Here is a 12,379-nt window from a genome sequence, read left to right as displayed (position 1 = left end):
AACACCATGATCCGTGCCACCATTCTTGCTGCCGCGCTGCTGCTGAGCGCGAGTGCGGCCTTCGCCGAAGAGCCGATCGTCGGCAATTGGAAAACAGTTGAGGGCGATACCGCCGTCATCGCGCCCTGCGCGGACAGCTATTGCGTGACGCTGAAGACCGGAAAATATGCCGGCAAGCAGATCGGCAAGATGCAGGGCAAGGGCGGCAGCTATTCAGGCGAGCTCACCGACCCTTCCGAAGACAAGACCTATAGCGGCTCCGGCACCGTGAGCGGCAATAGCGTGAAGATGAGGGGCTGCGTGCTCAAAATATTCTGCAAGTCGCAGACCTGGACAAGGCTGTAAAAGGGCGATTTCCTATTCAGGAAACACCATCGGCCTGCCTGCCTTCGTCGGGCAGGCCTGTTCTTATTTGCCTGCGGACACACGCAGGCGACCATTCGAAATCGGTCATATTTATGAACGCCGGATGAACCGGTATCTCAGCACCTGTTCAGCCTGACCATGGCAAAACAGTGTCCAGTATAGGGCACGGGTAGGGCCACGGACATGGACTCGATCATCATGGCACGGCGTTTCGTCATCATCATGCTGTTTGCCGCCATCTTTGCATTCAGCTTCTCGGTTGCGGTCGAAAACGCGGGCCGCAGCGGCGCGCAGTCGCATTTCGGTGCAAGCTTCACCTGTGTGGAGACCGGCACGCCTTATTGCACTACGGTGCAATGACGAATGCCTGCGCGACGACCCGCGCAGGCCTTGAGCATGGCTGCAAAAATAGCTGCGAGAATCCGGGCCACCTCTTGTGACGTCGTTTGATTGTTACCAACGACACTCTATAATGGCTCATGAGCAACAGAATCTCTCCTTTTTCACCCCTCGACATCTCCTCCCCCAGCCCGTTCCAGTCGCGGACCTTCGATGATCCGGGCAAAGCCGTCGAGGCGCTGACGGAGCTTTACGAGCGCAATACCGCCTTCCTGATCGACAATTTCACCAAGCTCGCCAAAGGCGCGCCGATCATGGCGCGCTACCGCGCCTTCTATCCGCAGGTCAGCATCGAGACGACCAGCTTCGGCCATGTCGATTCGCGTCTTTCCTACGGCCATGTCACGGCGCCCGGCGTCTACACGACGACGATCACACGCCCGCAGCTTTTCAAGCATTACCTCAAGGAGCAGCTGACGCTCTTGATGCGCAGCCACAATGTGCCGGTGGTCGTCTCGGAATCGAATACGCCGATCCCGCTGCACTTCGCCTTCGGCGAGGGTGCGCATGTCGAGGCATCCGCCGCCGTCTTCGAGGATATTCCGCTGCGCGACCTCTTCGATACGCCAGACCTGAACACGACAGACGACGAGATCGCCAACGGCGAATATATACCGCCGCCGGGCGAGCCATCGCCGCTTGCGCCCTTCACCGCGCAGCGCATCGACTATTCGCTGGCCCGCCTCGTCCACTACACCGCGACCAGTGCGTCACATTTCCAGAATTTCGTGCTGTTTACGAACTATCAGTTCTACATCGACGAATTCTGCAATTGGGCGCGCGACGTGATGGCCAAGGGCGGCGACGGCTACACCGCCTTCGTCGAGCCCGGCAACATCATCACGCCGGCGGGCGCAAGCCATCCGGAGGGTGACACCACGCCGCCGCGGCTGCCGCAGATGCCGGCCTACCATCTGAAAAAGAAGGGCCATGCCGGCATCACCATGATCAATATCGGCGTCGGCCCCTCCAACGCCAAGACGATCACCGACCACGTCGCCGTGCTGCGCCCGCATGCCTGGCTGATGCTCGGCCATTGCGCCGGCCTGCGCAACAGCCAGCGCCTCGGCGACTATGTGCTCGCCCATGCCTATATGCGCGAGGATCACGTTCTAGACGACGACCTGCCGGTCTGGGTGCCGATCCCGGCGCTCGCCGAAGTGCAGGTGGCGCTTGAGGCTGCCGTTGCCGAGATCACCGGCTATGAAGGCTTCGAGCTGAAGCGCATCATGCGCACGGGCACCGTCGGCACCATCGACAACCGCAATTGGGAACTGCGCGATCAGGCCGGCCCCGTCAAGCGGCTGTCCCAGGCCCGCGCCGTCGCGCTCGACATGGAATCGGCAACGATCGCCGCCAACGGCTTCCGCTTCCGCGTTCCCTATGGCACGCTGCTCTGCGTTTCTGACAAGCCGTTGCATGGCGAGTTGAAGCTGCCGGGCATGGCGACCGCCTTTTATCGCACGCAGGTGAACCAGCATCTGCAGATCGGCATCCGCGCCATTCAGAAGCTGGCCGCCATGCCGCCGGAAGCACTGCATTCGCGCAAGCTGCGCAGCTTCTTCGAAACGGCGTTCCAGTGATATATAGATAGGCCGCTATCACAATTGACCGAGGAGAATACGTGGCGTGGATAAACTTTGATGGCGGTTCGACAATCGGCCATCAGGGTTCAGAATGCGGCATTATTCTTTTGGACGAAGAACATAGCGACGGCGCGCGCGTCACACTTGAAAGGTGTGTTCGCGTGCCGTTTGCAATTACCTGCGGCCTTTACGGCAGCATGGCTCATACTGTTTTTATCGGCAGTGAGCAGGAAGCTTTGGACACCTTCCATGCGATCAAGACTAATCTTGATGCGCTGATCGCGATTTGACCTGACAACGACGCGCCAATCGGTGAGATCTCCAGATTTTATGCTGCCATTTCGGATTTTGTGCAGCGCTTTTAACACAAGCTCCCTATTTCCTAATTCTCAATCACGGGGGTGACGATGCCGATGTTTTGGCTCCCCGCGACTTGCGGCCGTTCGTCGTTTGGCGCCGCGCCCCAGCTCAGGCAAAGGATCAGCAAGGCAAAGCCTGCAAATCCGATCCAGATGCGGTACACGACCCTCCCGGCATCCGCTGCATCAAGCAATTCCTTTTCCAACAGCGTCTTCCGTTGCCAATAATGAACGATTGCGGCTTCCAGACTGTACATTTCCGTCTCTCCTTATCGAGTTGACGAAACTGGTCGACTGGTGATCGCCTTTTTCGACAGGGCCGAAAATTTTTGTCATGCTGCGCATCGGGATGTCGATTTGCAGGCGGGTCGCTCGTCTATGGCTGTCAGCAAATTGAAAGAGGAGACGCTGTGATGAAATATCTCTGCCAAGTCTGGTTCGATGGCGCGATGCTCGCCGCTAGGACCAAAGAGGAAAAACACAGGCTCGGTTTGGATTCGCTCGGCTATGACCGTGATCTGATGGCGAGCGGCCACATGATCCATGCCGAGGCGCTGCAGTCGCCAAGCTCGGCGGTGACGGTGCGGGTCCGCAACGGCGAGACATCGGTGACCGATGGTCCCTTCATCGAAACCAAGGAATATCTCGGCGGCTTCATCCTGATCGAAGCGAAAGACCTGAACGACGCGATCCGCGTCGCCGCCGGCATCCCGCTCGCAAAGCTCGGCAGCATCGAGGTGCGGCCGATCCATTCCTTCGGCCCTGACGTTTGAGGAGGCTAAGATGAAATTCCTTTGCCAAGTATGGTTTGATAGCACCGAGATCGCCAAGCTTTCCGAAGAGGAAGGACGAAAGCTGACGCGGGATTCGATCGGCAAGGACAATCAGCTGCGCGAGAGCGGCCATCTCATCGTCGCCAACGCTTTGCGCGAGCCGGAGACCGCCAGAACGGTTCGGGTGCGCAAGGGTGACGCGGTCGTCACCGACGGCCCTTTCGCCGAGATCAAGGAGCATCTCGGCGGTTTCGTGCTGATCGAGGCGCGGGACATGGAGGAAGCAATTGATATCGCCGCCACCTTCCCCGTCGCGCGCTACGGCATGATCGAGGTTCGCGCGGCCTTCGACATCCGCTTTCCGGACGAATAGCTGCGGAGGAAAAAGGACATGCGGTTTCTATGTCTGATCTACACATCCGTCGATGTCGACGGAAGGCTGACGCAGAACGAAATGAACCATCTGATCGGCGAGCATTTCGTCTTTGACGAAGGCTTGCGGCAGGACGGAACGCTGATCGTTTCGGATGCGCTGGAGCTTAGAAACAAATCGATCGTCATCCGCCCCGACGGCGACAGGTTTTCGGTGACGGACGGGCCGTTCGTGGAGACGAAGGAATATCTGGCCGGGTTCTATCTCATCGATGCCCCAGATCTGGATAGCGCAACCGATATTGCCAAGCGCATTCCTTCGGCGCGCCACGGCGCCATCGAGATCCGTCCGGTGCGTATCCTGACCCTTCGGGGAGACCTGGCGGAGGAAGGCTGACACCGTGTCGCTGAACCAGACCATCGAGGGCATCTATCGCAGCCATTCGCGCCGCGTGTTGGCAACGCTCATCCGTCTGCTCGGTGATTTCGACCGGGCCGAGGAAGCGCTTCACGATGCTTTCGCGGCGGCAGCGCAACAATGGACTGCCGAGACCATCCCGGCCAATCCCTATGCCTGGCTCGTCTCCGCCGGACGCTTCCGCGCCATCGACCACATCCGACGGCGAACACGCTTCGATGCGGCCCGCTCGGACATTACAGACAGCCTTTATCCGGAGGGAGAGGCGATGGAAATCGCCGAAAACGAGGAGATCGAAGACGACATGCTGCGGCTGATCTTCACCTGCTGCCATCCGCTCGTGCCGGCCGAAGCGCGCATGGCGATGGCGTTGCGCGAAGTCTGCGGCCTGACGACGGAAGAAATCGCCCATGCCTTCCTGATCCCGGCGCCCACCGTCGCCCAACGCATCGTGCGCGCCAAGAACCGCATCCGCACCGCCCATATTCCCTATGAAGTGCCCGGCAAGACCGAGCTGCCGGAGCGTCTGGCGCAGGTGCTGCACGTCGTCTATCTCGTCTTCAACGAGGGCTATTCGGCATCATCAGGCTCGGCGATCGTCCGCGCCGACCTTGCGGCCGAGGCCATTCGCCTCGGCAGGCTTTTGCTGCAGCTAATGCCGGATTCCGAGGTCGAGGGGCTGCTTGCGATCATGCTGCTGCAGGATTCGCGGCGGCTTGCGCGCACCGAGGCATCAGGCGATCTGGTGCTGCTTGTCGATCAGGATCGCGCGCTCTGGGATCACGGCCAGATCCGTGAAGGCCTAGCATTGTCGGCGCGAGCGATGGCGGCCGATAGTGTCGGCAGCTACGCGCTGCAGGCCGCGATCGCGGCGGAACATGCCCGCGCCGTGACCGCAGACGATACCGATTGGCGCCAGCTCGTGACGCTCTACGACCTGCTGCTGACGGCAAGCCCCTCGCCCGTGATCGAACTCAACCGGGCGGTCGCCATCTGCATGTGCGATGGTCCAACGGCAGCACTTTCCATCGTCGACGGGCTGCTGCAGGAGGAGCGCATGGCGCGGTATCACCTCACCCATGCCGCAAAGGCCGATTTCCTCAGGCAGCTCGGACGATCGGACGAGGCGCGGCAATCCTACGAGACGGCGCTTTCGCTGTGTCAGCAGGCGCCGGAGCAGGCATTCCTGCGCAAGCGGTTGGCAGAGCTTGAGAGCAGGACGCTGCAATAGCCAGATCAGCCGCGCTTGCGCGAAACCAGCAATCCGATCGCGGTCCCCGTCAGCGCCGAAACGACGATCAGCAGGTGGGCATTGATGCTGGCCTGGGCGAGATTTTCGATCGCCGCCTTCTCGCCCGAGGCACCGAAGGCCATGGCGCCGGCGGTGATGCCCGCCGGATAGGTGCCAACACCACCCGGCGCATGCACCGGCAGGACGGAGGACAGCTCGCCGCCGAGCGCGCCGCCGAAGCTTGCCGAAAGCGGCGTGACGTTCATCAGGCCGAGCGCCCAGGCAAGTACGGCGACCTTCACCAGCCAGTTGATGACAGTCGTCAACCAGGCGCGCGCAAAGGCGCTGGCATCGACCGGCAGGCCGCGTTCAAGCTCATGCACCAGCCCTTGCGCCTTCTTCGGCAGGATACGGGCGGCAAGGCGGATCAGCGGCCGGCGGGAGGCAAAGCCTGCGACCGGCAGGAGCAGGAAAGCACTCCATACGATCCAGGCCAGGACATGATACGGCGAGGCAAGCGCAAGGCCGATGCCGGCGGCGGCCAGCAGCGCGTGCAGGTCGAGCAGCCGCATGACGAACAGCGCCGAGGTTCCACGCGCCAGCGGAATGCCGAATTCCGAGCGCATCAGCACGGGAAAACTGGTCTCTCCAGTGCGGAAGGGCATCATGATGTTCAGCAGATTATGAACCTGGGTGACGCGGAACAGTGCCGCGAAACGACCTGATGTTTCCTTCGGGAAATAGTCGTAGATACGCCAGGTGCGCAGGAAATAGGTGCCGGTCAGAAGCGCGAGGGCGAGAAGGATCGGCAAGGCGCCGACCTTGCCCCATTGCGCCAGGATGGAACTCCATCCCCAGAACCATTCGATGAAAGCCGCATAAGCCACGACGACCGCGAGCGTCAGCAGCGTCATTCGGTTGCGAATAAACCAATTCTGTCGGCTGGCAACCGTCGGAGTCTTCATGTAGTTAGGGCACCCAAAGGCGAGCGGAGGCTGAAACCGGACTTCTCGCTCGTTTCGTCCGGCAGGTACTGCCGGTCTTTTAGGAGAAAGAAGTGTTGCAGACAACGGCAGAGTCGACCCTCCCCCAGGCCGATACGGCAAGCCCCCTCGAGCTTTCGCTGGTCGTGCCCGTCTTCAACGAGGAAGAAAGCGTCGGACCGCTGATCGAGCGCATCTGTTCCGCCATGGCGGGCTTTGCCAAATCCTGGGAGCTGATCCTGATCGATGACGGCAGCACGGACGCGACGCTCGTCAATGCCCGCCGCTCGCTCACGCGCGACGGGCTGACGCTGCGCATCGTCGAGCTCCAGCGCAATTTCGGCCAGACGGCCGCCATGCAGGCCGGCATCGATGCGGCAAGCGGCCGCCTGATCGCCACCATGGATGGCGACCTGCAGAACGACCCGAAGGATATCCCTTCGATGGTCGAGGAGCTGGAACGGCGACAGCTCGATCTGCTCGTCGGCTGGCGCAAGAACCGCCAGGACGGCCTCCTGCTGCGCAAGATCCCCTCCTGGTGCGCCAATTACCTGATCGGCCGCATCACCGGCGTCAAGCTGCATGATTACGGCTGCAGCCTGAAGATCTACCGCGCCTCCATCATCAAGCAGGTGAAGCTGATGGGCGAGATGCATCGCTTCATCCCCGCCTGGGTCGCCGGCGTCGTGCCGAGCTCGCGGATCGGCGAAGTTCCCGTCACCCACCACGCCCGCCAGCACGGCACCTCGAAATACGGGATTTCCCGCACCTTCCGTGTCATTCTCGACCTGCTGTCGGTAATGTTCTTCATGCGCTACAAGGCGCGGCCGGGCCATTTCTTCGGCTCGCTCGGTCTCGGCCTCGGCGCGCTCGCTACCCTGATCCTGCTCTGGCTCTTCGTCGACAAGTTCATCTTCGGCGACGATATCGGCAGCCGTCCGCTGCTGATGGTCGGCGTCGTGCTGCTCTTGTCGTCGGTCCAGATGATCACCACGGGCATCCTCGCCGAGATGATCGCGCGCATCTACTACCGCGACGATCTCTCGCCGAACTATATCGTGCGCAAGATCTTCGACCGTGATCACCAAGACGCTTAGGCATCGTTCGCTTATGCGCGGACTTATCCGCAACAGGAGCTGAACCGCGCATGAGCCCGAAAGACGATATCGCAAGCCTGCTGTCCGACACCGCGGATCTCCCGTCCTGGCAGACGACGAACTCAACGCATCTGGTTCATGATCGCTGGCTTAAAGTCCGCGCCGACAGCTGCGTGACGGCCGACGGCGTGGAGATCGCGCCCTATTACGTGCTGGAATATCCCGATTGGGTCGGGATCATCGCGCTCGATGCCGAGGATCATATCTATCTCGTCCAGCAATATCGTCATGGATTGGGTGTCGTGGCGCTCGAGCTTCCCGGCGGCGCCGTGGATGCGAGCGATGCAAGCCCGGTCGAAGCCGCAGCGCGCGAGCTGCGCGAAGAAACCGGCCTCTCTTCCATCGACTGGGAGTATGTCGGAAAGCTTGCGCCCAATCCGGCCACGCATACCAACCACTCGCATATCGTCATTGCCCGCAATGTCGAGCTTGCCACCAAGCCGGCGGAAGACCCGACCGAGCGCATCCGATTGATCCGCATGCCGATCCGCCAGGCGATAGAGCTGGCGCTGGAAGGCAAGATGATCCAGGTCATCCATGTTGCGGCGCTGACCCTTGCTCTTCACAAGGCGGGCAAGTGGGACGTGCCTGTACCAGAACCCAAGCCCTGATCACGACGTCACCTCCGCCCAGACGGCATCGAGCGCGCCGCGCGCGATGCGTACCATGGCATCCACTTCCTCATGGCTGATGACGAGCGGCGGCGAGGCCAGCATGCGGTCGCCGGTGGCGCGCAGCACCAGGCCGTTCGCCAGGGCATGGTTGCGCACGGCCGAGCCGATCGCATCCGGCTTCACGAAGCGCCGGCGTGTCGATTTGTCAGCGGCGAGCTGCAGGCCGCCCATCAGGCCGATGCTGACAGCTTCGCCGACCATGTCATGATCGGCAAGATTGCCCCAGGCTCTGGCGAAATAGGGACCGATATCGTCACGCACGCGCTCGACCAGTCTTTCTTCTTCGATGATCCGCAGGTTTTCGAGGGCGGCGGCCGCGCAGACCGGGTGGCCGGAATAGGTGAAGCCGTGATTGAATTCGCCGACTTCGTTGATGAGCACATCGGCGATGCGGTCGCTGACAAGCACGCCGCCGATTGGCAGGTAGCCTGACGAAAGGCCCTTGGCGATCGGCGCGAGATCGGGCTCGACGCCGAAATGCTGATAGCCGAACCATGCGCCGAGACGGCCGAAGCCGCAGATGACTTCATCGCAGACGAGCAGAATGTTCCTCGCCTTGCAGATGCGCGCGATCTCCGGCCAGTAGGTGGACGGCGGGATGATGACGCCGCCCGCGCCCTGCACCGGCTCGGCGATGAAGGCCGCGACATTATCCTCGCCCAATTCGCCGATCTTCGCTTCCAGTTCGCGGGCGACCTTGAGGCCGAACTCCTCCGGCGAGAGATCGCCGCCCTCGGCATACCAATAGGGCTGGCCGATATGAACGACGCCCGGGATCGGCAGGTCGCCCTGCTCATGCATATATTTCATGCCGCCCATGCTGGCGCCGGCAACCGTCGAGCCGTGATAGCCGTTCCTGCGGGCAATGACGGCTTTCTTGGTGGGCTTGCCGACAGCGCCCCAGTAGACCCGCGCCATACGGAACCAGGTGTCATTGGCCTCCGAACCGGAATTGGTGAAGAAGACGTGGTTGAAATGCGGCCCTGCATGGGCGCAGACCTTTTCCGACAGCAGCGTTGCCGGCGTGGTCGTGGTGCCGAAGAAGGTGTTGTAATAGGGCAGCTCGTTCATCTGCCGGATCGCGGCATCGGCGATCTCCGTACGGCCATAGCCGATATTGACGCACCAGAGACCGGCGAATCCATCCAGATATTTCTTGCCGTTGCTATCGAAGATGTAGACGCCCTCGCCGCGCTGGATGATCCGCGCGCCATCCGCGTTCAATTTCTTCATATCGGCGAAGGGGTGGAGATGATGGGCGGCATCAAGGGCGGCGAGATTGGAGCGCTTGGATGTATCGGGCATGGCTTATTCGAACCCTGTTTGAATTAGTGCTTGTCAGGCAAATCTGTCAGCGCCGCGATTATGTGCACGGCCCCTCACCCCAGCCCTCTCCCCGTCGAACGGGGAGAGGGGGTTATCCTGCTAGACCCCGTTCGCTTGAGCCGCGGCCGAGCACTGGCGGGTCCCCTCTCCCCGCATTTGCGGGGAGAGGGCTAGGGTGAGGGGCTAAGCTCCAAGCCGCAGCATGGCCAGACTTGACTGGAAGCTATCATGGTTTACGACCATGCCTTGAGCATCGGGGATTTACAAGAGCATGGCGGCCGACAACGCAACCGAAGGTAACGCGCGCATCGAAGTGCTGATCTCGGACATGAACGGCCGGCTCAGAGGCAAGCAGATCCCGATTGCGGCCGAAAAGAAGGTCTGGTCCGGCGCCGTGCGGCTGCCGACCTCGACGCAATCGCTCGATATCTGGGGCTACGACAATGACGAGATCACCGGACTGTCGATGACGATCGGCGATCCGGACGGGACCTGCGTTGCCGATGAGCGCACGCTGGCCGACATGCCTTGGGCGCCGCCGGGATCGAAGCAGGTGCTGGCCACCATGCATGAACTCGACGGCAGCGCGAGCTTTCAGGATCCGCGCGCCATTCTTTCCGCCGTCGTCGACCGCTACACGGCGCTCGGCCTGACGCCCGTCATCGCGACCGAGCTGGAATTCTATCTGCTGGCTGGAGACTGGCGCGACAGAGGCATCCCCTCGCCACCGGCGGCCTTGACCTACCAAGGCGAACCGAACGGCTTTCAGCTCTACGACATGGATGCCGTCGATCTCCTCGACGATTACCTCGAAACGCTGCGCAGCTATGCGCGGGCACAGGGGCTGCCGGCGGATGCGACAACGGCGGAATTCGGCCCGGGCCAGTTCGAAGTCAACCTTTTGCATCGCCCGGATCCGCTGGCCGCTGCGGATGATTGCATTATGCTCAAGCGCATAGCCGAGCAGGCCGCCCGCAAGCATGGCTTGAAATCGACCTGCATGGCCAAGCCCTACACCGATCATGCCGGCTCGGGGCTGCATGTGCATGCCAGCATCATCGACGGCGAGGGCCGTAATATCCTCGATGCGGCAGGCGGCGAGCCGAAGAGACTGAAGTCGATCTGCGCCGGACTGCTGCTGACGCTGCAGGATGCGCAGCTCATTTTTGCGCCCTATGCCAATTCCTATCGCCGTTTCCAGCCGGGCTCGTTCGCCCCTGTAGACCTGACCTGGGGTTACGGCCATCGCGGCACCGCCGTGCGCATTCCCGAGAAAGATGGGCCGGGTGCGCGCATCGAGCACCGCGTCGCCGGCGCCGACGCCAACCCTTATCTGATGCTGGCGGCAATCCTTGGTGGCATGCTGCTCGGCCTGAAGAACGACCTGGACCCCGGCGAGGAAACGACGCCGTCCCATGTGCCGGCCGACGCGCCACGGCTGACGCATGATTTCCTGACCGCCGTCGAGCGCTTCCGCGCCTCCGCCTTCATTGCCGATATTTTCGGCGAGCGATATCAGAAGCTCTACGGCGAGACGAAGCACAAGGAAGCGCTCCGCCACCTGCGCACGGTTTCCGATTTCGATTACCGGACCTACCTGCCCCGCCTCTAAATCCGTCAGATGGCGACGCTGTCGACGGCGCCCTCGCGGGCGATACTGGCGGCGGTTCCCTCTCGGACCATCACCTTGAGTTCGCCGGGATGCACCTTGAGCGTCACGTCGCGCTCGAGCGGCAGGAGCTCGCCGTCCATAACGCAGTTCGCAAGATGGCGCAGCTTCGGAAAATGCAGATGCACCTGCGGCGCATGCATGACCATGACATCGTTGTTTTCGCGAACTCGACCGCGCAACATGTCGATGGCAAGACGGGCAACGCCAAGCGGCCGCAGGGGCTTTGCGGTGTAGAAGCCGAGCTCGCCGCTGCGCAGGCTATCGGCGTAAAGCAGCGCGTTGGCGCCGAAAGGGTTGTTGGAAACGGAGATCGCCGAGACATGCCGGCGCTCGCGAATGCCGCCGGCCTCGAAATCGACGTCGAATTCCGGCGGGTTGGCGATGACGCCGAAGGCGGCCCGGGTGCTGGCCGACATTTTGCCGATGCGCGAGCGATAGGTATAGCCGTTGCGATAGCGCACCATGCGTGCATGCAGGCCCGCCGAAAACTGGTGCACGAAGGCGCGACCGTTAGCACTGCCGATATCGACATTGTCGACCTCGCCCTTCGCCAGCACGCCCAGCGTCTGCCAGATGTCGAGCGGCAGGCGTAGCGAACGGGCAAACAGGTTCATGGTGCCGGCCGGAATGACGCCAAGAGCGACGCCGTTCTTCCAGGCGATGGCGGCAGCGGCCGAAATCGTGCCATCCCCGCCGCCGGCAACAATCCCGTCAATGTCGTCACGCCGCGCCGCGCGCTCCATCGCCGAGACGATGTTGCGTCCCTCCACGACCACGGCCTCGAAATCGTGACCGGCGTCGCGGAAGACCTGTTCCGCTGTCCTCTCGTAGGCCGTCATGTCCGTCGTGCGGAAAGTACCGCCATCACGATTGAAAAAGCCGATCAGTTTCATTGGGGCTCTCGGTTTTTCCGCAAACTTTATTTCAATAAGGGGCTGAAGCCCCGTGCGCTCCTTCACAAATGGTTCCGGACGACGCGATTTCAAGAATCGTCGCCTCCGTCGGATTGTGCGGCGCGCACTTATGCATCACGGGATATGCTGCACTGCAAGAAATGCACGGG

Annotated in this window: 15 protein-coding genes; 11 read left to right on the top strand and 4 right to left on the bottom strand. The window is 61.7% G+C overall.

All coding sequences use genetic code 11. The features are described 5' to 3' along the window. The first annotated feature begins 6 nt into the window (after positions 1 to 6). From CCGE531_RS06160 to CCGE531_RS06150, 4 genes are all read left to right on the top strand, one after another. Positions 7 to 345, top strand: a complete 339-nt coding sequence (locus CCGE531_RS06160) for a DUF2147 domain-containing protein (RefSeq protein WP_120663398.1) — start codon at positions 7 to 9, stop codon at positions 343 to 345. 204 nt (positions 346 to 549) lie between these two features. Beyond that, positions 550 to 726 (top strand): hypothetical protein, encoded by a 177-nt coding sequence (locus tag CCGE531_RS34145; protein ID WP_162943852.1) that lies wholly within the window; start codon positions 550 to 552, stop codon positions 724 to 726. Between the two features lie 119 nt (positions 727 to 845). After that, positions 846 to 2,348, top strand: coding sequence for an AMP nucleosidase (locus tag CCGE531_RS06155; RefSeq protein ID WP_120663397.1), 1,503 nt, complete (start codon positions 846 to 848; stop codon positions 2,346 to 2,348). Positions 2,349 to 2,389: 41 nt separating this feature from the next. Next, positions 2,390 to 2,641 (top strand): hypothetical protein, encoded by a 252-nt coding sequence (locus tag CCGE531_RS06150; protein ID WP_120663396.1) that lies wholly within the window; start codon positions 2,390 to 2,392, stop codon positions 2,639 to 2,641. A gap of 92 nt (positions 2,642 to 2,733) precedes the next feature. On the opposite strand, the gene CCGE531_RS06145 is transcribed toward CCGE531_RS06150, so the two are convergent. Next, positions 2,734 to 2,916 (bottom strand): hypothetical protein, encoded by a 183-nt coding sequence (locus CCGE531_RS06145; RefSeq protein ID WP_245458993.1) that lies wholly within the window; start codon positions 2,914 to 2,916, stop codon positions 2,734 to 2,736. A 207-nt stretch (positions 2,917 to 3,123) separates the two neighbouring features. Between CCGE531_RS06145 and CCGE531_RS06140 the strand changes: the two genes are divergently transcribed. From CCGE531_RS06140 to CCGE531_RS06125, 4 genes are read left to right on the top strand one after another with little or no spacing between them, the layout of a single operon-like run. Then, positions 3,124 to 3,483: a YciI family protein gene (locus CCGE531_RS06140; RefSeq protein ID WP_120663394.1), complete on the top strand. Its 360-nt coding sequence runs from the start codon at positions 3,124 to 3,126 to the stop codon at positions 3,481 to 3,483. Between the two features lie 10 nt (positions 3,484 to 3,493). Beyond that, positions 3,494 to 3,856, top strand: a complete 363-nt coding sequence (locus CCGE531_RS06135) for a YciI family protein (protein WP_120663393.1) — start codon at positions 3,494 to 3,496, stop codon at positions 3,854 to 3,856. A gap of 18 nt (positions 3,857 to 3,874) precedes the next feature. Then, positions 3,875 to 4,252: a YciI family protein gene (locus tag CCGE531_RS06130; protein ID WP_120663392.1), complete on the top strand. Its 378-nt coding sequence runs from the start codon at positions 3,875 to 3,877 to the stop codon at positions 4,250 to 4,252. A gap of 10 nt (positions 4,253 to 4,262) precedes the next feature. After that, positions 4,263 to 5,504 (top strand): RNA polymerase sigma factor, encoded by a 1,242-nt coding sequence (locus tag CCGE531_RS06125; protein ID WP_162943945.1) that lies wholly within the window; start codon positions 4,263 to 4,265, stop codon positions 5,502 to 5,504. Positions 5,505 to 5,509: 5 nt separating this feature from the next. On the opposite strand, the gene CCGE531_RS06120 is transcribed toward CCGE531_RS06125, so the two are convergent. After that, a complete protein-coding gene (locus tag CCGE531_RS06120; RefSeq protein ID WP_120663390.1) occupies positions 5,510 to 6,469 on the bottom strand; it encodes a lysylphosphatidylglycerol synthase domain-containing protein in 960 nt (319 codons plus the stop codon). A 95-nt stretch (positions 6,470 to 6,564) separates the two neighbouring features. On the opposite strand from CCGE531_RS06120, the gene CCGE531_RS06115 reads away from it, so the two are divergent. Both CCGE531_RS06115 and CCGE531_RS06110 read left to right on the top strand, forming a co-directional pair. Then, positions 6,565 to 7,584 (top strand): glycosyltransferase family 2 protein, encoded by a 1,020-nt coding sequence (locus CCGE531_RS06115; RefSeq protein WP_120666547.1) that lies wholly within the window; start codon positions 6,565 to 6,567, stop codon positions 7,582 to 7,584. A gap of 50 nt (positions 7,585 to 7,634) precedes the next feature. Further along, positions 7,635 to 8,255 carry an NUDIX hydrolase gene (locus tag CCGE531_RS06110; RefSeq protein WP_120663389.1) on the top strand — a complete coding sequence of 207 codons (621 nt, stop codon included), beginning with the start codon at positions 7,635 to 7,637 and terminating at the stop codon, positions 8,253 to 8,255. Here the strand turns inward: CCGE531_RS06110 and CCGE531_RS06105 are convergent, their stop codons facing one another. Continuing rightward, on the bottom strand, positions 8,256 to 9,623 hold the full coding sequence (locus CCGE531_RS06105; RefSeq protein WP_120663388.1) for an aspartate aminotransferase family protein: 1,368 nt from the start codon (positions 9,621 to 9,623) through the stop codon (positions 8,256 to 8,258). Between the two features lie 292 nt (positions 9,624 to 9,915). Here CCGE531_RS06105 and CCGE531_RS06100 point away from each other — a divergent pair, with 292 nt between their 5' ends. After that, positions 9,916 to 11,256, top strand: coding sequence for a glutamine synthetase family protein (locus CCGE531_RS06100; protein ID WP_120663387.1), 1,341 nt, complete (start codon positions 9,916 to 9,918; stop codon positions 11,254 to 11,256). A 5-nt stretch (positions 11,257 to 11,261) separates the two neighbouring features. On the opposite strand, the gene CCGE531_RS06095 is transcribed toward CCGE531_RS06100, so the two are convergent. After that, entirely contained in the window at positions 11,262 to 12,209 is a 948-nt protein-coding gene (locus tag CCGE531_RS06095) for a diacylglycerol kinase family protein (protein ID WP_120663386.1), read from the bottom strand. Positions 12,210 to 12,379: the final 170 nt, after the last annotated feature.

The organism is Rhizobium sp. CCGE531, from assembly GCF_003627795.1.
Taxonomy (GTDB): domain Bacteria; phylum Pseudomonadota; class Alphaproteobacteria; order Rhizobiales; family Rhizobiaceae; genus Rhizobium.
Note: the sequence above shows the minus strand (reverse complement) of the source record. Positions and strands in the feature narration are given on the sequence as shown.